18 protein-coding genes are annotated in these 18,537 nt (G+C 73.4%); 7 read left to right on the forward strand and 11 right to left on the reverse strand.

Annotation, left to right across the window (positions count from 1 at the left end; genetic code table 11):
• Positions 1-76 precede the first annotated feature (76 nt).
• A complete protein-coding gene (locus ACFVQG_RS28165; protein ID WP_383388635.1) occupies positions 77-1,342 on the reverse strand; it encodes a beta-ketoacyl-[acyl-carrier-protein] synthase family protein in 1,266 nt (421 codons plus the stop codon).
• A 188-nt stretch (positions 1,343-1,530) separates the two neighbouring features.
• Here ACFVQG_RS28165 and ACFVQG_RS28170 point away from each other — a divergent pair, with 188 nt between their 5' ends.
• Genes ACFVQG_RS28170 through ACFVQG_RS28180 form a run of 3 tightly spaced genes read left to right on the forward strand, consistent with a single transcriptional unit; the run spans position 1,531 to position 4,268 of the window.
• Positions 1,531-2,331, forward strand: a complete 801-nt coding sequence (locus ACFVQG_RS28170; protein ID WP_383388637.1) for an SDR family NAD(P)-dependent oxidoreductase — start codon at positions 1,531-1,533, stop codon at positions 2,329-2,331.
• 53 nt (positions 2,332-2,384) lie between these two features.
• Positions 2,385-3,086, forward strand: coding sequence for a class I SAM-dependent methyltransferase (locus tag ACFVQG_RS28175; protein WP_383388639.1), 702 nt, complete (start codon positions 2,385-2,387; stop codon positions 3,084-3,086).
• A gap of 9 nt (positions 3,087-3,095) precedes the next feature.
• Complete coding sequence (locus ACFVQG_RS28180; RefSeq protein WP_383388641.1) at positions 3,096-4,268, forward strand: thiolase family protein; 1,173 nt, start codon at positions 3,096-3,098, stop codon at positions 4,266-4,268.
• Here the strand turns inward: ACFVQG_RS28180 and ACFVQG_RS28185 are convergent.
• Positions 4,210-5,034, reverse strand: a complete 825-nt coding sequence (locus ACFVQG_RS28185; RefSeq protein WP_383388643.1) for an enoyl-CoA hydratase/isomerase family protein — start codon at positions 5,032-5,034, stop codon at positions 4,210-4,212. The genes ACFVQG_RS28180 and ACFVQG_RS28185 overlap by 59 nt on opposite strands.
• A complete protein-coding gene (locus ACFVQG_RS28190) occupies positions 5,031-6,593 on the reverse strand; it encodes a class I adenylate-forming enzyme family protein (protein ID WP_383388645.1) in 1,563 nt (520 codons plus the stop codon). Before ACFVQG_RS28190 ends, ACFVQG_RS28185 begins: the two co-directional genes overlap by 4 nt.
• 194 nt (positions 6,594-6,787) lie before the next feature.
• Between ACFVQG_RS28190 and ACFVQG_RS28195 the strand changes: the two genes are divergently transcribed.
• The gene (locus tag ACFVQG_RS28195; RefSeq protein WP_383388646.1) at positions 6,788-7,243 is read left to right on the forward strand and encodes a nuclear transport factor 2 family protein; all 456 of its coding nucleotides are present in this window, start codon (positions 6,788-6,790) and stop codon (positions 7,241-7,243) included.
• Positions 7,244-7,246: 3 nt separating this feature from the next.
• Here the strand turns inward: ACFVQG_RS28195 and ACFVQG_RS28200 are convergent, their stop codons facing one another.
• Complete coding sequence (locus ACFVQG_RS28200) at positions 7,247-8,101, reverse strand: BTAD domain-containing putative transcriptional regulator (RefSeq protein WP_383388648.1); 855 nt, start codon at positions 8,099-8,101, stop codon at positions 7,247-7,249.
• A 531-nt stretch (positions 8,102-8,632) separates the two neighbouring features.
• Between ACFVQG_RS28200 and ACFVQG_RS28205 the strand changes: the two genes are divergently transcribed.
• Positions 8,633-10,009: an alpha-lytic protease prodomain-containing protein gene (locus tag ACFVQG_RS28205; protein WP_383388649.1), complete on the forward strand. Its 1,377-nt coding sequence runs from the start codon at positions 8,633-8,635 to the stop codon at positions 10,007-10,009.
• A 30-nt stretch (positions 10,010-10,039) separates the two neighbouring features.
• On the opposite strand, the gene ACFVQG_RS28210 is transcribed toward ACFVQG_RS28205, so the two are convergent.
• The 7 genes from ACFVQG_RS28210 to ACFVQG_RS28240 all read right to left on the reverse strand — a co-directional run bounded on the left by ACFVQG_RS28210 (position 10,040) and on the right by ACFVQG_RS28240 (position 16,018).
• A complete protein-coding gene (locus tag ACFVQG_RS28210) occupies positions 10,040-11,116 on the reverse strand; it encodes a serine hydrolase domain-containing protein (protein WP_383388651.1) in 1,077 nt (358 codons plus the stop codon).
• A complete protein-coding gene (locus ACFVQG_RS28215) occupies positions 11,113-12,033 on the reverse strand; it encodes a DUF6895 family protein (protein WP_383388653.1) in 921 nt (306 codons plus the stop codon). Before ACFVQG_RS28215 ends, ACFVQG_RS28210 begins: the two co-directional genes overlap by 4 nt.
• Positions 12,030-12,998 (reverse strand): DUF6895 family protein, encoded by a 969-nt coding sequence (locus ACFVQG_RS28220; protein ID WP_383388655.1) that lies wholly within the window; start codon positions 12,996-12,998, stop codon positions 12,030-12,032. The genes ACFVQG_RS28215 and ACFVQG_RS28220 overlap by 4 nt, the downstream gene beginning before the upstream one ends.
• Positions 12,995-13,687 carry a hypothetical protein gene (locus tag ACFVQG_RS28225; RefSeq protein WP_383388657.1) on the reverse strand — a complete coding sequence of 231 codons (693 nt, stop codon included), beginning with the start codon at positions 13,685-13,687 and terminating at the stop codon, positions 12,995-12,997. The genes ACFVQG_RS28220 and ACFVQG_RS28225 overlap by 4 nt, the downstream gene beginning before the upstream one ends.
• A 21-nt stretch (positions 13,688-13,708) precedes the next feature.
• Positions 13,709-13,897, reverse strand: a complete 189-nt coding sequence (locus ACFVQG_RS28230) for a hypothetical protein (protein ID WP_383388658.1) — start codon at positions 13,895-13,897, stop codon at positions 13,709-13,711.
• Between the two features lie 135 nt (positions 13,898-14,032).
• Complete coding sequence (locus ACFVQG_RS28235) at positions 14,033-15,547, reverse strand: MFS transporter (protein WP_383388659.1); 1,515 nt, start codon at positions 15,545-15,547, stop codon at positions 14,033-14,035.
• 63 nt (positions 15,548-15,610) lie between these two features.
• The gene (locus tag ACFVQG_RS28240) at positions 15,611-16,018 is read right to left on the reverse strand and encodes a four-helix bundle copper-binding protein (RefSeq protein ID WP_383388661.1); all 408 of its coding nucleotides are present in this window, start codon (positions 16,016-16,018) and stop codon (positions 15,611-15,613) included.
• 141 nt (positions 16,019-16,159) lie between these two features.
• On the opposite strand from ACFVQG_RS28240, the gene ppk2 reads away from it, so the two are divergent.
• Together ppk2 and ACFVQG_RS28250 are read left to right on the forward strand one after the other, a co-directional pair.
• The gene (ppk2, locus tag ACFVQG_RS28245) at positions 16,160-16,963 is read left to right on the forward strand and encodes a polyphosphate kinase 2 (RefSeq protein WP_383388663.1); all 804 of its coding nucleotides are present in this window, start codon (positions 16,160-16,162) and stop codon (positions 16,961-16,963) included.
• 205 nt (positions 16,964-17,168) lie between these two features.
• Positions 17,169-18,509, forward strand: a complete 1,341-nt coding sequence (locus ACFVQG_RS28250; protein WP_383388665.1) for an MFS transporter — start codon at positions 17,169-17,171, stop codon at positions 18,507-18,509.
• Positions 18,510-18,537: the final 28 nt, after the last annotated feature.

Genomic DNA, 18,537 nt, shown 5'->3' on the forward strand with positions numbered 1-18,537 from the left:
ACCGCCGCGTCGGCGACCGCCCTGCCCGCGACCGCCGCGTCTGTGCTCATCGCGCGGCCTCCCCGCCCTCGGCTGCTCATGCGCGGCCTCCCCGCCACTTCTCGATCACCATCGCGCTCTGGAAGCCGCCGAAGCCGCTGCCCACGGTGAGGACGGTGTCGAGGGCCGTCTCACGGGCCTCGAGGGGCACGTAGTCCAGGTCGCATTCCGGGTCGGGCTCGTGCAGGTTGGCGGTGGGCGGGATCACGCCGTGCCGGACGGCCAGCGCGCAGGCGGCGGCCTCGATCGCGCCGATCGCGCCGAGGGAGTGGCCGATCATCGACTTGATGGAGCTGACGGGGACCCGGTGGGCGTGCGCGCCCAGGGCCTTCTTGAACGCCTCGGTCTCGTGGCGGTCGTTCTGCGGGGTGCCCGAGCCGTGCGCGTTGACGTAGCCCACCGCAGTGGGGTCGAGACGGGCCTCGTCGAGGGCGGTGGTGATGGCGCGGGCCATCTCGGTGCCGTCCCGGGTCAGGCCGGTCATGTGGTACGCGTTGCAGTGGGCGGCGTAGCCGGTGACGGCGGCGTAGATGTCGGCGCCGCGCCGCCGGGCGCGCTCGGCGTCCTCCAGGACCAGCATCGCGGCGCCCTCGGCGAGGGCGAAGCCGTCCCGGGTGCGGTCGAAGGGCCGGGTGGCGCTCTCCGGGTCGTCGTTGCGGCGGCTGGTGGCCCTGATCGCGTCGAAGCAGGCCACGGCGATGGGGGTGACGGGCGCGTCGGTGGCTCCGGCGACCATCACGTCGGCGCTGCCCTCGCGGATCAGCGCGCAGGCGTGGCCGAGGGCGTCGATGCCGGAGGTGCAGCCCGCCGAGACGACCGCCACCGGGCCCTCGGCGCCGACCGCCCAGGCGACCTCGCGGGCGAGGGACGCGGGCACGAAGTGGTCGAAGAGGTGCGGGGACTGGTAGCGGTGGTCGACCAGCCACTCGCGGCCCTCGTCGGACAGGACGACGTACTCGCTCTCGATGCTGGTGGCCGACCCCACGGCGTTGCCCACGCTCACGCCGACGCGCTCGGGGGCGAGGCCGCCGGTGATCCCGGCGTCGGTGACGGCCCGTCTGGCGCAGGCGACGGCGAGCATGGCGGCCCGGTCCAGCCGCCGGGCCTCCCGGCGGCTGAACCCCAGCGCCAGCGGATCGAGGTCGATCTCGCCCGCCACCTGGGAGCGGAACGCGGCGGGGTCGAAAGCGGTGATCCGGCGGATCGCGCTGCGCCCCGCCGTGATCATCTTCCAGAAGCCCTCGGTGTCCGTGGACCCGGGTGCCAGCACGCTCAGGCCAGTCATCACAACGTCTCGGCTCACATCCGCCCACCCTGCGGGGTGCCGGTCCAGCGGCGCTGAACGGCTGCTCACCACCCGCTCCAGGGCCCCTTGCCGGGCAGCCGACACGCCCTTGCCCGCGCCTGGAGCGGCCCTGCATCACGGGCCGGGAGCCTCGCTTGCGGGTCGGCAGCCGCGTCGGCCGTCCCGGCGAAGGGAGCAGACCCGTCATGCCCGCACCCATGGAGTCACCCGGCGTCGCCCTGGTCACGGGCGGCAGCAGCGGCATCGGCCTCGCGATCGCCCAGGCGCTGCTCGAGGACGGATTCAGGGTCGTCGTCACCGGCCGCGACGCCGGGCGGCTGGACACCGCCGTCCGCTCGCTGACGATGGAGGACGACGGCTACGACGTGACCGGCCACGTCTGCGACGTCCGGGACCCCGCCGCCGTGCGCGCCCTGGTCGACCTGTGCCTCAAGGAGCACGGCGAGCCGAGAGTGCTGGTCAACAACGCGGGCCGCGGCGGTGGCGGCGTCACGGCCGCGATCCCCGACGAGCTGTGGCTGGACGTCATCGCCACCAACCTCAACGGCGTCTTCTGGGTGACCCGCGAGGTCCTGCGGGCCAGCGAGGCCCTGCGAAAGCCGACCGGACGGATCGTCAACATCGCTTCCACCGGCGGTAAACAGGGCGTGCCCTACGGCGCCCCCTACTCGGCGGCCAAGGCGGGCGTCATCGGCTTCACCAAGGCACTCGCCAAGGAGCTGGCCGCCACGGGCGGGCCGACCGTCAACGCGGTCTGCCCCGGCTACGTCGAGACGCCCATGGCCCAGGAGATCCGCGCGAGCTACGCCCGTCTGAAGGACGTCGACGAGGACGCGGTCCTGGCCGAGTTCGAGGCGAAGATCCCGCTCGGCCGCTACTGCACGCCCCGCGAAGTGGCGGGCATGGTCCGCTACCTGGTCGGCCCCGCCGCCGCCTCGGTGACCGCCCAGGCGCTCAACGTCTGCGGCGGTCTCGGCAGTTACTGACCGCCGTACCGAGGCAGTTACTGACCGCCGTACCGAGAGGGAGGGACCCGCACATGATCATCGACGCGTCACCGGAGTCCGCCGCCTTCGGCTTCGAGGGCCAGCCCTACTACGAGAACCGGCGGCTACGCCTGTACGACGCCGTGGTGGTGCGCGCCTCCAACCGGCTGCTGTGGCGCTGCCCTAAGCAGCGGCTCGTCGAGCACTACGACGAGTGGATCACCTCCCGGCACCTGGAGGTGGGCCCCGGTTCGGGCTACTACCTCGACCACTGCCGCTTCCCCGCCGGGTCGCCCGAGCTGACGCTGCTCGACCTCAACCCCGACCCCCTGCGGTTCTGCGCCCGCAGACTGCGGCGCTACACCCCGCGCTGTGTGCGGGCCGACGTGCTCGAACCCCTGCCCGCCCTGGTGGGCTCCGGCTTCACGTCCGTCGCCCTGAACTACGTACTGCACTGTCTGCCCGAACCGCCGGGCGGCAAGGAGGTCGTCTTCCGGCGGCTGCGGGAGGTGCTGGCCCCCGGCGGTGTGCTGTTCGGCAGCACCGTGCTGTCCCGGGGGGTGCGGCACACCGTCCTCTCCCGCCGCTTCAACGTGCTCTACCAGCGGCAGGGTTCCTTCCACAACCAGTTCGACGGCGTCGGCCGTCTGCACCGGGCGCTGGCGGCGCACTTCGCCACGCACCGGATCGAAGTGCGCGGCAGCGTCGCCCTGTTCGCGGCCCGGGCCACGCCCGCCCGGCCCGGCGACGAGTGAGGGGGGCCGGTGACCTCCGCGGCCTACCGTGACGCCGCCGTCCCCCTGGCCGGGCTGTGGTCCTCCCCCTTCGCCCGCTGGGGCGGCACCCTCGCCCACACCCCGAGCGTGGACCTGGCGGCCGTCACCACCGACCGGGCCCTGCGGCGGCGCGGCATCGACCGCCGCGCCGTCGAGGGCCTGGTGCTGGGCTGGACCGTGCCGCAGCCCGCCGTCTTCTACGGCGCCACCACGCTCGCCAGCCGTCTGGGGCTGCCCGGTGTCGGCGGCCCGATGGTCAGCCAGGCCTGCGCCACCTCGGTGGCGGCCCTGCACCTGGCCGCCGCGTCCGTGGCCGCCGGGGCCGGTTGCCAACTGGTCGTCACCACCGACCGCGTCAGCAACGGCCCCGACCTGACGTGGCCCGCGCCGGGCGGCTCCGGGCGGGAGCCGGTGCGGGAGAACTGGGTGCGCGACAGCTTCGCCCGGGACCCCGTCACCGGGCTGAGCATGCTCGCCACCGCGGAGGCCGTCGCCGCCGAATGCGGCTTCACCCGGGGCGACCTGGACGCGCTGGCCGTGCTGCGGTCGGAGCAGTACGCGGCGGCGGCGGACCGCCGGGACGGCTATCTGATCGGCGTCGACGACGGTGCCTCCGTACGGCTACGGGCGGACGAAGGGGTACGGCCCGTCACCGCCGACGGCGCCGCCCGGCTGCACACGGTCCGCCTCGGCGGCACCCACACCGCCGCCGCGCAGACCCACCCGGCGGACGGCACGGCGGGCGCGCTGGTGGCCACCGCCCGGCAGGCGCGCGAACTCGCCGACGGCCCCGTGCTCCGCCTGCTCGCCTCGGGGTTCGCGCGCGTCGCACCGGCCCGGATGCCCAAGGCCCTGGTACCGGCCGCGCGGGCGGCCCTGGACGCGGCCGGGCTGGGGTTCGACGCCCTGGACGCGATCGGCACGCACAACCCGTTCGCCGTCAACGACCTGTACTTCGCCCAGCAGACGGGCGTCGCGCTGGACGCCATGAACACCCTCGGCAGCAGCCTCGTCCACGGGCACCCGCAGGCCCCGACCGGCCTGCGGGCGGTGACGGAGCTGGCGCACGCCCTGCGGGCGCGGGGCGGCGGTCGGGGCCTGTTCACCGGGTGCGCGGCGGGGGACACGGCGGCGGCGCTGGTGGTGCAGCTGACGGACTGACGGCCGGGGCCGCCCGTCCGGCCCGGGTGCGCGCTACGGCCTCGGTGCCGCTCACCTCCAGCCGCCGTACCGCCTCCGCCTCGCGCGCCATGACCCGCTCCACGGCGTCCGGGCACGGCCGCAGCAGCCGCAGGTGGGGCGCGGCGGCCGACCCGGGCGGTGTCCAGCGGTGGACCAGCCGTACGGCGGCGGGCACGAGGTCGTCCGGCGCCACGATCTCGTCGACCAGACCGAGGCCGAGGGCCGCGCGGGCGTCGACGCGGGCGCTGCCCAGCACCAGGTGCCGGGCGCGGGACGGGCCCGCGAGGCGGGGCAGGAACAGGCTGGCGGCGTTGGACACGGTCAGCCCGAGGGCGTTCTCCGGCCAGGCGAGGGCCGCGCCGGGGGCGGCGACGCGGGCGTCGAAGCTCAGCGCCATCTCCCCCGCACCCCCGACGGCGACGCCGTTGAGCGCGGCCACGACCGGGACCCCGGCGGCCAGGGCGGCCCGGGTGATGTCGTTGAACAGCTCCATCTCCCCCGGCAGATCAACCGGCCCCCGACCGGCTTCCCGTAGGTCGAGCCCGGCGGAGAAGGCGTCGCCGCGGCCGGTGACGACGATGCCGCGGACCCGTCGACCGTCGCCGTAGTGCCGCAGTCGGGCGGCGAGGGCCCGGCGCATGTCCCGGGTCAGGGCGTTGCGGCGCGCGGGCCGGTCCAGGGTGAGCACGGCCACGTCGTCGTCGAGGGTGACGTCGAGGTGGGCGCACGCGCGCGGAGCGGTCATGCCCAGGTGTCCGCGGCCGTGTCGAAGGTGCCGCTGCGCTGGTCGGGGCCCGGCCGCAGGAGGCGGCGCTTCTGGACGCGGGCGGAGGGGGTCAGGGGGAAGGACTCGGTGAACTCCAGGCAGGCGGGCACCTTGAACCGGGCGAGCTGGCGGCGGGTGTGCGCGAGGAGGCTGCGGGCGGTGGCCTCGGTGGGGTGGTGTCCGGGGCGCAGCCGTACGAAGGCCTTGGGCAGTTCGCCGAACAGTTCGTCGGGGATGCCGATGACGGCGGCCGACAGGACCGCCGGATGCGCTTCCAGGACGCTCTCCACCTCGGCCGGGGCGATGTTCTCGCCGCCGCGCCGGATCACGTCCCGCAGCCGTCCTACGTGGTGCACGTGCCCGGCGGCATCGCGCCGCCCGAGGTCGCCGGTGTGGTACCAGCCGTCGCGCAGCACCTGGTCCGAGCCGTGCGGGCTGCGCCAGTAGCCCTTCATCAGGGGCCTGCCCCGGACCAGGATCTGGCCGACCTGTCCGGGCGGTACGGGGGCGCCGTGCGCGTCGGCGACGACGACCTCCTTGCCGGGGGGCGGATGCCCCAGCGCGCCGGTGCCGACGCAGGTCCGCTCCCCCGGCGGCATGATGAGGTCCAGGCCGCTCTCCGTGGAGCCGTAGACCTCGCGCCAGGGCGCGCCCCAGCGTTCCTCGAAGGTGCGGTGGAGGGGGCGCGGGATGCCGGAGCAGAGCACCAGGCGCATGCGGTGGTTCCGGTCCTCGGGGTGCGGCGGCTGCTTGTGCAAGAGCATGGGCATGCCGCCCAGGACGTAGGTGACGGTGGCCCGGTGGCGCCGGACCGCGGGCCAGAAGCCGGAGGCGGAGAACTTCGGCAGCACGACCAGCGGGATGCCCGTCATCAGGCACATCACCGCCTTCCACTGGGGGTCCACATAGGAGAAGGCCTGTGCGGTCAGCATGACGTCGTCGGGGCGCAGTCCGGCCCCGGTGGCCATGTGCCAGGCGGTGCGCAGCCAGTAGTCGTGGTCGAGCACACAGGCCTTCGGGAAGCCGGTGGTGCCGGAGGTGTACTGGAGGCTGACGATGTCGTCCGGGGCCGCTCGTGGGACCGGGCCGCCGGGGTGGGCCCCCTGCAGTTCGGGCGGTGTCAGGACCGTGCGGGGGTGTCCGAGGCCGCGGACGAGGGGGGCGCAGCCGTCGGAGGCGACCACCAGCGTGGCCCCGGAGTCCCGTAGCACATGGGCGAGGTCGGCCTCGCCGTACCGGGTGTTCACGGGCACCGTGACCGCCCCGGCCTTGAGGGCGGCGAACCAGCTCAGCGGCCAGTCGGCGCCGTTGTCCAGCATGATCGCGACCCGGTCGCCCGGCCGGACGCCCCGCGCGGTGAGCGCCCGTGCCAGCCGGTCGGTGCGGACGTCGGCCTCGCGGAAGCCGAGGGTGCGGTCGGCGCATCGGAGGAACTCCTTGTCCCCGTGTCGGGTCGCCGCGTCGGCGAGGAGTTCCGTGAGGGTCGCCCATGGCGGCGCGCCCGCGATGCGGGTGAGGGTCCGAGGAGCCGGTTCCATACCGCTGCCTTCCGTCGCGTCGATGAGGTGTCACCGCTGTGCGCTGGTGACAGGGCACCACCGGCGTCTTGAGCGGTGAGCAAGCCCCCGTCACGCGGCGGTCGGCCGCCTTGCCCGGGACTTCACCGGACATGGAGCACCTGCCGCCAGGGTCGCTACGGCAGTCGAGCAGCCCCCGGGTGAAGGAGAGCGCCGTGACCCAGACCACGCACCAGCCGGACGCGGCCGAGGTGTCCGCCGCGTTGTTCGCGGAAGTCCAGCACTTCTACGGCCGTCATATGCGGGCCATGGACGAGGGCCGGGTGGCGGACTGGACCGGCGACTTCCTGCCGGACGCGGTCTTCGTCACCAACGCGCGCCCGCAGCCGCAGCGCGGGCGGGCCGAGATCGCCCGGAACGCGGCGGCTGCCGCTCGGCGGCTTCGAAAGGACGGGGTGGTGCGCCGCCACTGCGTCACGACGTTGGAGGTGCGGCGGGAGGCGGAGTCGACGTTGGTGGCGCGGACCTATGCGCTCATCACCAGGACGGTGGTGGGCGGTCGGCCCGAGCTGGAGTACGTGTGCACCTGCGAGGACGTGTTCGTGCGGCGCGCGGGCCGGTGGTTCATCCGGCACCGGCGGGTCCTCCGTGACGACCTTCCCGGTGACTGAGGGTCACGCCTTCCACGGGCTGGCGGCGGACCACTGGAGGCGGGGCGGCGGGTCGGGGTCGCGGGGCCTGCGGGGGTAGGGGGTGCGGTCGGCGGCGCTCAGCCGGGGGTCGGCGGAGAGGATCGCCTGCTGGAGCAGTTGCAGTTCCCGGGACGGCTCCAGGCCCAGCTCGGTCACCAGTGACTGCCGCAGGTCCTGGAAGACCCGCAGCGCCTGGGGGCGTCGGCCGCAACGGTAGAGGGCGAGCATCAACTGCCGGTGGAAGCCCTCGTGCTGCGGGCGCTGGGACGCCAGGCCGCTCAGCTCGCTGAGCACCTCGTGATGATGGCCCAGCTCGAGTTCCGCTTCGATTCTCGTCTCCTGGACGCCGATACGGCTCTCTTCCAGCCGGACGATTTCCGCTTCCAGATGCATTCCCCGCCGAACATTGGCCAAAGGCGGTGACGCAAAGACATGGAGGGCGGCCCGGAACTGCTCCACGGCCAGGAGATTGTCGCCCGCCTGGAATGCGCGCTGCCCGGCCATGCGATGGCGTTCGTAGCGCCGCAGGTCCACGTTCTCCGCGGCGACCCGGAATTCGTATCCGTTCGGGGTGGTGACCAGAATCTCTTTCGGACAGGCTTCCGGAAGGAGCTGCCCCAGCAGTTGCCGTAACTGGAAGACGTAGGTCTGGAGCGCGCTCAGCGCGCTGCGCGGCGGGCGCTCGGCCCACAGCTCCTCGATCAACGCGTCCGTGCTGACCAGCCTGTTGGCGTTGACCAGCAGCAGCGCGAGGACCTGCCGGGCCTTGGGAGCGCTCGGTGTCCGGCGGTCGTCACCGACCCGCAGTGCCACATGTCCGAGAAGCTCAACGTCCACAGTTCCCTCACCCCGTCGGCGGTTTCGCACGCGCTGCACAGCGGGGGTCGGGCTCTTTTCCGCGGCGCCAAGGCCACGCACTGGAACCCGCTCGCGATTTCGGCGCCCTGCGCCGTCCTGCGCCCCCGTTTTGCCGCAGCCCGGCACGGTTGTGCCGCCTGCGCATATCACTGAAAGTATCCACCCGAAAACACAGAGTCAAGGGCGCGTGAATCGAGACAGGCCATGCGCCCATTCATGCGCGCTGGCGGCTTTTGGCGCTTCCCCGCACCACGCCCCACGCCCGCGCGTTCACCGAGCCCCCGCACGCCGGGCACGAGCCCGACCCGCGTCGGGCGGAAAACCGGACCGCCGCACCGAGAACAGGGTCGGAAGACGGTTCGCGTACTCCACATGACACCCCGGCGGTCCCCCATAGCGCGAATACCGGCCGCGGCCGACATCGCACCGGGTGGAAGCGGCTAGGGCCTGTCAGGCAGGCCCCAGGCCTGACGGCTTCGCCGCACTCCCCCGTACAAGGAGGTCCCACGCATGGTCGGCAGACACGCCCCGGGCGGCCATCGACTCGCCCTGGCCGCAGTCGGCACCCTCGTCCTCGCCTCGTTCGCCCCGGCCGCGGCGGCCACGACACCACCCGCGCCCGGGGCGCAGCCCACCGCGGCCCGCACGCTGGGCGCCGACCGGCCCTCGGCCCAGATGCTGCGCGCCCTGCAACGCGACCTGGGCCTGACACCGGATCAGGCGACCCGGCGGCTGGTGAACGAGGCGGAGGCGGGCACCCGGGCGGGCCTGCTGCGCAACGCCCTCGGTGAGCGCTTCGCCGGGGCCTGGCTGCGCGGCGCGACCTCCGCCGAGCTGAACGTGGCGACCACGGACGCCGCGGACGTGGCCGCCATCGAGGCCCAGGGCGCCAAGGCCACGGTCGTCAGACGGCCGCTCAGCGAACTGCGCGCGGTGATGGACAAGCTGGACGCGACCGCCGTCGGCGCCGCCACGGACCGTACGCCGGTCTGGTACGTCGACGTGCCGAGCAACCGGGTCGTCGTCCAGGCCTCCGACACGGCGGCGGGGGCCGCGTTCGTGAAGGCGGCGGGCGTCCAGGACAGCGGTGTCGCCCTCCGGGTGTCGGCGCAGCGGCCCCGGCTGATGGCGGACGTCGTCGGCGGTGACGCCTACTACATCGACGACACCGCCCGCTGCTCCATCGGCTTCTCCGTCACCAAGGACGAGCAGGAGGGCTTCGCCAGCGCGGGTCACTGCGGCAAGCCCGGCGCGAAGACCACCGGTCACGACAAGACCGCCCAGGGCACGTTCCAGGCGTCCACCTTCCCGGACAAGGACATGTCGTGGGTGGGCGTGAACGCGCAGTGGACCGCCACCGCCGACGTCAAGGGCGAGGACGGCAAGAAGGTGCAGGTGACGGGCTCGGTGCAGGCACTGGCCGGGGCGTCGGTGTGCCGTTCGGGCTCCACCACGGGGTGGCGCTGCGGCACGATCGAGCAGCACGACACCAGCGTCAGCTACGCGGAGGGCACGGTGAACGGCCTGACGCAGACCACGGTGTGCGCCGAACGGGGCGACTCGGGCGGCCCGTACGTCTCCGGTGTCCAGGCGCAGGGCGTGACGTCCGGCGGCACCGGTGACTGCACCTCCGGCGGCACCACGTTCTTCCAGCCGGTCAACCCGATCCTCAGCGACTTCGGGCTGGTCCTGAAGACCACCTCCGGCGCGTCCCAGGCGCCCGCTCCCCAGGACAACAGCGCGGCCGACACCTGGGCCGCGGGCCGGGTCTACGACGCGGGGGCGACGGTCGTCCACGCGGGCGTGCGCTACCAGTGCCTCCAGCCGCACCAGGCGCAGGGCGTCTGGTCACCGCAGGGCACCCCGGCGCTGTGGCAGCGGGTGTGAATCAGGCGGGCCACTCCGGCGTCGCCGCCGCTACGACTCGTACAGCAGGGCGTACGCGGCGGCGATGAACGGGTCCCGGGCGCGGAAGCGGCGGGTGCACAGCGCGGCCAGGGCCGTGCCGGTGTCGGGCCGGAAGCCGAGGAAGGCCTGCTGGCCGAGGGTGGCGCCGCTGTGGAAGTACATCGGGCCGCCGTCCGTCGGGTGCCGGAACCAGGCCACCGTGTGCACGTGCCGGTGCCCCAGGCCGCGTCGGAGGACGGGGGTGCGCACCGCCGCCAGCGCGTCCGCGAGCGGGGAGCCGCCGGGGTCGAGGTGGGCTTCCAGGAAGGTCAGCAGGTCGTGCGGGGTGGCGCGCAGGGCCCCGGCCGACTGGAAGCCGCCCGCGTCGAAGGCGGGCACGGGGGTGCGGCCGTCCTTGGCGTGCCCGGTGGCGTCGCCGCCGTCCTGCCCCGGCCGCAGGGTGGTGCCGGTCAGTCCGAGGGGGCCGAGCACCTGTCCGGTGAGCAGGTCCTCCCAGCTGGTCCCGGTGGCCGCGGTGACGGCGTGGCCGAGGACGGCGACGCCGAAGTTGGAGTAGTGCCAGCGGGTGCCGGGGCGCCGGTGGCGTGGGCGGTGCCGCAGGAAGGCGTCGACGACCCGTTCGGCGGGGTAGCCGCCGTAGGGGTTGGTGCCCCAGGCGGGCAGGGCCCGCAGCGGGAAGTCGCGGGGCAGGGCGGGCAGTCCGGCGGTGTGGGTGATCAGGTGGGCGAGCGTCACCGGGTGCGGGCCCCTGCGCCGGTCGCCGTGCAGGCAGGCGGCGGCCGACTCGCCCCCGGTCAGCGCGCCGCGCTGGATCAGCTGGGCCAGCAGCAGTCCGGTGAACGTCTTGGTGGCCGACCCGATCTCGTAGCGCGGGTGCTCGCGCTCGGCCGGGGGCGGGTCGGCGGTGCCCGAGCGGTGGACGGTGCGGTGGCCGTGCCGCGACAGCGCGAACACGGCGTCGGGCGCGTCGGACGCCTCGACGGCCGCCACCAGTCGCCCCAGTGGCTCGGGGTCGGCCACCGCGGGCCGCGGCGGGTCACCGGCGTCGGCGGGCGGGCCCGGCCAGGGCGGGTGCGGGGCCGTCATGACGCCGTGGGCACCAGGGCGCTGAGGACGCGTGAGGTGGCCAGGACGGAGGCGAGGGCGGCGACCAGCGTCGGGTGGTAGACGACGTCGAACACCTCGTCGGGTGCGCCGTCCGGCATGGTGCGCAGGGCGGGCATGGCGCCGTCGGGCTGCTGGGCGGCGGCGAACCCCGTCCAGGCCGGTTCGTCGAGCGTGGGGCGCGGCAGGCAGGCGTCCACGGCGAGCAGCTCGCCGAGCAGGTCCCAGCGCTCCAGGTCCAGCCAGTCGTCGGTCCACACCGGCAGCCACACCGCGAGGTAGTCGGCGAGGTGCGGGGGCAGGCCGTCCGGGCGCTCGCCCCAGTCGGTGAGGTGGAAGACGGTGTGGGTGATGTCGTAGGCGGTGTGGCCCTCGACCGTCCAGGGCTCGGGGGTGGCGGCCAGCCAGGTGGTGCCCACGAGCGCGGACTCGGGCGGCCGGGGCGGCAGGCCGAAGCGGCGCTGGAAGGCGGACATGCCCAGGCGGCGGGTCGGGGTCACGGGGAAGTGCGCCCAGCTGTCGAGCCGGTGGTTCAGGGCGGTGGCGCGCTCCACCTCGGGCTGGCTGTAGCCCAGTTCCCGGAACGGCAGGTACACCTCGAACGGGATGGTCGAGAACGGCTCGGTGCGCTGGCCACGCACCAGCATCCGGCCGCCGTCCAGGGTGTGGCGCCAGGTGTGGTCGAGGAGTTGGCGGGCCAGGTGTGCCTGTTGTGATCCGGCGACGCCCTCGCGGAACAGCACCGTGCAGATGAGGGCGAGTTCACCGATCGGCTTGAAGCGCTCCAGGAAGCCCACTTCGGGGTCCACGTCGGGCTCGAGGCGGAAGCCGTCCCGGTGGGCCCACAGCCACTCGATGGCTCCGGTACCTACATGGTGGATCAGACGGGGGTCGGTCATCCCAGCGCTCCTTGTCCGCCGTACCCGCCGGGCACGGCCGTCAGGGAGGGCGCCGCGTGGTGCGGCACGCCGTCGTGGGCCGGGCGGGCCAGGGTCAGCGCCGCCGCGAACACGGCCATCAGCGTGGAGTGGTAGCAGTCGGTGAACTCGTCGCCGGTGCCGGGGCCGTCCTCCTCCGGGATCGCGCCCGACGGGCGCCGGGCGGTGGCGAGTCGGCCCCAGGCGTCCGTGAGCAGATCCGGTGCGGGCGGCCGGGGCAGGCTCGCGGCGACGGCCAGCAGCTCGCAGCCGAGGTCCCACATCCGGGCCTCCAGGCAGGTGTCGAGCCAGGGCGGCAGCCAGTGCAGCAGGTAGTCGGCGAGGCGCGGCGGGACCCCCTCGGGGCTGCGTCCCCAGTCGGTGAGGTGGAAGACGACGTGGGTGACGGCGTATCCGGCGGCCCGCTCGAAGGTCCATGGTTCCGGCAGTCCGCCCAGCCATGTGCGGTCCAGCGCCCGCGGGGCCCGCTCGTGCGGCCGGACGCCGCTGCGCCGCTCGGCTTTCAGGACGCCGAGGCGCCGGGTCGGGTACTGCTCGGTCCGCCGCCAGCCCCGGGTGCGCGCCACCACGGCCGCGGAGGCCTCGTAGCCGTGGTGCCGGAAGCCCGCCGAGGCGAAGGCCGCGTAGACCTCCAACGGGTAGGTGGCGAACGGCTCCAGGGCCTGCATCCGGCGGAACAGCGCGCCCCGACCGGTCTGGCGCCAGGCGAAGTCGAGCAGGTCGGCGGCGGGCGCGTGGAGCGGGTCCGGGCGGGGGGTGCGGGCGGTGACGGTCGCGCAGACCTGGGCCAGTTCGCCCAGCGGCTTCCAGCTGCGGTTGACCTCGCCGTCGACGGCGAGCGCGTCGTCGTCGAGCACGAAGCGGTCGCGGTGCGCGGACACCCAGGCCAGTGCGGTCCGGGCGAGTTCCGCGGGGACGCCGGTCACCGGAGCACTCCCGTGGGTACGTTCATCAGCCGTGCCGCCTCCAACTGGAGCGCGACGCGGGGATTCTCACCGCCCATCAGCTCGACGAAGTCGAGGCCCGCCGCGAGGCCCAGGGTGTCCGGCACCCCGTCCAGCAGGGTGAGCCAGCGTCCGGCACCGGCCGCCTGCTGCCAGTCCCGGCGGCGTACCGCCCGTACGAACCCCCGGGCGACGTCCACCGGTCGGCGCCGGGCGGCGCGGGCGACCGCGCAGTCCGCACCGGGCACCGCGAGCGGGGCGAGCACGGCGAGTTGGTGGGTGAGAAGCTGCCAGCTCGCGTCGTCGAGCCAGTCCGCGTCGGGTTCCCGGCCGTCGCCTCCGGTGGCGCCCTCCGCGATCCCGCGCAGGGTCCGGTTCATCGCCCAGTGGCTCCATACGACGGTGGGGGCGGCGTCGGCACCCGGCGGGTGGGCGGCCACGGCCTGCTCGAACAGGGCGAGCAGCGCGGGGTCGGGCGGCAGCGGAAGCAGGACGCTGGGCAGCAGGGTGTCGGCTCCCAGGACGCGTACCGCGGCACGGGCCAGGGGCTCCGGCCGCGTCGGCACGGTCCCCGCTCGTACGTGGTCCCCGCTCCGGAGAGCGGAGACCACGTCGGTTGCGAGGTCCAGCACCGTGCCCTCGAGGAGGGCCGAAGTACTCGACTCTGCCATTTCATCGCTCCCGTCGGTCCGTCAGCCCTTCTTCGGGCGCGGGGTCGGCGGCGAGAGCAGCAGGGTGGTACCTCCGGACTGCAGGGCGAGCGCGGCGCACTCGCGGCTGTCCCGGAAGACCCCTTCGGCCTCGGCCGGGTCGAGCGCCGCGTCGAGCGCGGCGGTGTCGATGCCGGTGACCTCTTCGGTGGTGTTCTCGGTGTAAGGCATAAGCCGTATCTCCCTTGTGGAGTCCTGTTCCTCACCTCGCAAGTGCCCCATAACGGACACTACATGCAATCAGTCACATAATTCTCTTAGTTCATGCGTTCAATAGATGAAGGCGACACGGTCTCGTCGCGCGCCTCAGAACCGCGGCACCGGCGCCCGGCTCTCCACCAGCCGGGCCGCCTCCTCCGGGGTGGCGACGGAGGGCGGGGACCCGGCCAGGGGCTGCTGGGCGGTCTCCTCCATGCGGGCCACCGCGATCACGCCGACGAGGGCCGCGGCCATGGCGTAGTACGCGGGCATCAGGTCGGACCCGGTGACGGAGATCAGCGCGGTGATCACCAGCGGGGTGGTACCGCCGAAGAGGGACGTGGCGAGGTTGTAGCCGATGGACAGGCCGCCGTAGCGGACCTGGGTGGGAAAGAGCGCCGGGAGCGCCGCCGACATGGTGCCGAGCATGCACACCAGGGACAGCCCGAGCATCAGCATGCCCGCCCCGATCGCGACCAGGCTGCCCTGCATGACCAGCAGGAACGCCGGGACGGAGAGGACGAGGAAGCCGAGCATGCCGGTCATCAGGACCGGTTTGCGGCCGAAGCGGTCGGAGATCCGGCCGACCTGGTTGACGACCAGCATCAGCACCACCATGGTGCCGATCAGGAACAGCAGGCCGTGTGTCGCGGAGTAGCCCATCTCGTCCGACAGGTAGGTGGGCATGTACGACAGGAACATGTAGTCGGTGACGTTGTAGGCGCCGACCAGACACAGGCACAGGACCAGGGTCGGCCAGTGGCCGCGGAAGATCTTCGCCAGGTCGCCCCGGGCCGTGGTCTCCACCGTGGAGGCGGCCTCGGAGGCCTTGTGCGTGGAGTCGTCCTCCAGCTTCTTGAACGCCGGTGTCTCGTCCAGCTTCAGCCGCAGGTACAGGCCCACGGCGCCGATCGGCCCGGCGACCAGGAAGGGCACCCGCCAGCCCCAGGACTCCATGCCGTCGCTGCCCAGCAGCACGGTCAGCAGCGTCACCAGCCCGGCCGCGCCGACGTAGCCGGCGAGCGTGCCGAGTTCCAGGAAGCTGCCGAAGAAGCCGCGGCGCCGGTCGGGGGCGTACTCGGCGATGAAGGTGGAGGCGCCGCCGTACTCGCCGCCGGTGGAGAAGCCCTGGACCAGCCGGAAGAGGATGAGCAGCACCGGGGCCCAGAAGCCGATCGCGGCGTAGGACGGGATCAGTCCGATCGCGAAGGTGGCCAGCGCCATCATGATCATGGTGGTGGCCAGCACCGACTTACGGCCGATCCTGTCGCCCAGCGGCCCGAAGACCATGCCGCCCAGCGGACGCACCAGGAAGGACACGGCGAAGGTCGCGAACGACGAGATCAGCTGGGCGGTCTCGTTGCCGGACGGGAAGAAGACATGCCCGATGGTGACGGCGAGATAGCTGTAGATGCCGAAGTCGAACCACTCCATGGCGTTGCCGAGCGAGGCCGCCTTCACCGCCCGTCTGACGGCCGCCTCGTCGGTGACCGTGATGTCGGTGCGGCGCAGCGGCGGGTTCCTGCGCCGCCGCGCGGCTCTGACCAGGGTGCGGTGACGTTTGACCGCCCCCGGATCGGCGGTGGGGGCGGCGGGTTCGACGGGGTCCGGCTCAGTCGCCACGGCGGCGCGTTCCTCTCTCCTCCTCAGCCGAGCTTGTCTCGTCTCCTCTCGGCCGATCCTTCCTCAGCCGAGCGCACCCAGCAGGTCGTCGCACGCCCGCTCGCAGCGGCGGCAGGCCTCGGCGCACAGGCGGCAGTGCTCGTGGGTGTCGGCGTGCGCGGCGCACTCGTCGCCGCAGGCCTTGCAGGCGGTGGCGCACGCCCTGAGGATCGCGCGGGTGATGTTGGCGTCGTAGCCGGTGTGGCGGGAGAGCACCGACGCGGTCGCTTCGCAGATGTCGGCGCAGTCCATGTCGGTGCGGATGCACTTGGTCAGCTCTCCGACCATGCCCTCGGACAGACAGGCGTCCGCGCACGCCGTACAGGCCTGGGCGCAGGCGAGGCACTCCTCGATACAGCGGGTGAGCTTCTCGCGGTCGACGTCCCCGAGGTCGGCCGGGTAGGTCGCGAGCATGTCCCTGACGGTGGCCATCGCGGGCCTCCTTCCGTTCGTCTTTGGCGACTAGCCCGACCGGGGGACGGCAAACACGGGCGTACCGCGTGCGCGAGGTGGCGCCGGAAAGTAGCGTGACGTTCAGTTGTTCGACATCGGCGAGGGGTGAGGGCGAGCGGCATGGCCGAGGACAAGGTGGCGAAGGTGCCGCGCAGGACGTACGAGCAGGAGCTGCTGCGGCTCCAGACGGAGCTGGTGAAGCTCCAGGAGTGGGTGCGTACGGAGGGCGCGCGGCTGGTCGTGATCTTCGAGGGGCGGGACGCGGCGGGCAAGGGCGGCACGATCAAGCGGGTCACGGAGCACCTCAACCCGCGCGTGGCCCGGATCGCGGCGCTGCCCAAGCCGACCGAGCGCGAGCGCACGCAATGGTACTTCCAGCGGTACGTCGAGCGTCTCCCGGCCGCCGGGGAGATCGTGCTGTTCGACCGCAGTTGGTACAACCGCGCCGGGGTCGAGCACGTGATGGGCTTCTGCACCCCGGACGAGTACAAGCTGTTCCTGCGGCAGTGCCCGATCTTCGAGCGGATGCTCGTGGAGGACGGGATCCTGCTGCGCAAGTACTGGTTCTCGGTGAGCGACGCCGCCCAGCAGGAGCGCTTCCGGCGCCGCCTGGAGGACCCGCTGCGGCGCTGGAAGCTGTCGCCGATGGACCTGGAGTCACTCACCCGCTGGGAGGACTACTCCCGCGCCAAGGACGAGATGCTGGTGCACACCGACATCACCGAGGCGCCCTGGTACGTCGTCGAGAGCGACGACAAGCGCCGGGCGCGGCTGAACATGATCGCCCATCTGCTGGACTCGGTGCCGTACCAGGACGTCGAGCCGCCGGTGCTCGAACTGCCGGAACGGCCGCCGTCGAAGGGGTACCAGCGCAGCCCGCGCAATCTGCAGACCTACGTCCCCGATCACGCGGCCACGCTCTGACCCCACCCGGAATCACTCCCTCCCCAACCCGTTGACAGCGGGGTGCGCCCCACGGAGACTCTCGTTCCATCCCGTGCGTGACATTTTTTTCACCTGACGAACAACCTGGCGGACATTGCGGATGGCACCCGCTGCCGGACATCCAGAACCACCGAGCCGCCGCGCCTCGCACTTCACGACGCAGTGAGAGAAAGTGAGACTCCCCGTGACAGCCTCCACGTCCCCGCCGAACCGCTCGTTCAGGGCGGTGGCCCCCGTCATCGCCCTGTGCTGGCTGGCCGTCTTCTTCGACGGCATGGACGTCAACATCTACGGCGCCGTGATGCCGCATCTGCTCGACGACCCCGGACTCGGCTTCTCCCCCGGCACCGCGGGCACCGTCGGCAGCTGGACCACCTTCGGCATGCTGATCGGCGCGCTGACGGCTGGCACCCTCACCGACTGGCTGGGCCGCAAGCCGCTGGTGACCGGCAGCGTCGTGCTGTTCTCGCTGGGGTCGGCGCTCTGCGCGGTGGCGCCCGACGCCACCGTGTTCGGCGCCGGACGGTTCCTGTCCGGGCTCGGCCTGGGCGGGCTGATGCCGATCGGACTCGCGATCGTCGCCGAGTTCGCGCCGCCGCGCCGGGCGGCGCTGGCCACCGGCCTGATGATGACCTCGTACCACGCGGGCGGCATGGCCGCGACCGGCATCGGCCTGGCTGTCGCGCCCGACCACGGCTGGCGCTGGGTGTTCTGGGCGGGTGTGCTGCCCGCGGTGATCGCCGTGCCGCTGGTGACCAGGTGGCTGCCCGAGTCGCCGGGTGTGCTCCTCGCCAAGGGCCGCACCGAGGAGGCGAACGCCGTTGCCGACCGTTTCGGCCTGGACCGTCCCGGCGCCGCCGAGGCTCCGGAGGCGGGCGCCAAGGGCCGGATGACGGCGATCGGCGCGCTGTTCGAGCCGGGCACCCGGCTCGCCACCCCCCTGCTGTGGATCGCGTCCTTCGCCGGGCTGCTGCTGGTCTACGGCGTCTCCACCTGGCTGCCCGAACTCATGCGGGCCTCCGGCTACTCGCTCTCCTCCTCCGTCACCTTCCTGATGGTGATCAACGCGGGCGGCATCGTCGGCATGCTGATCGCGGGGCGCACGGCCGACCGCTTCGGGCCGGTCAGGGTGTCGGCGATCTGGTTCGTGCTCACCGCGGCCGGTGCCTTCCTGCTCCGCGCCCAGTTGCCGCTCGGGGTGGCGTACACCGTCGTCTTCCTCACCGGGGTGTGGCTGTTCAGCGCGCAGGTGATGGTCTACGCGGCCACCTCACGGGTGTACGCGCCCGGTCAGCGCGCCACCGGTCTCGGCTGGGTGACCGGCGTGGGCCGGACCGGCGCGGTGGTCGGACCGTGGCTGGGCGGCATGGTGATCGCGGGTGGTGACGCCGGGCTCGGCTTCACCACCTTCGCCGTGGCCGCCGTGCTGGGCGCGGTCGCCATCTCGCTGGTGCCGCTGGCCCGGCGCGGGGAACGGTCGGCCGCGCCGGGCCAGCGCCCCGCGCTGGCGGGCGCCACGGACTGACCCGGGGCGGGCGGCACCCGGCACCGCC

It is taken from the genome of Streptomyces sp. NPDC057877 (genome assembly GCF_042796855.1).
In the GTDB taxonomy this organism is placed as follows: Bacteria; Actinomycetota; Actinomycetes; order Streptomycetales; family Streptomycetaceae; genus Streptomyces.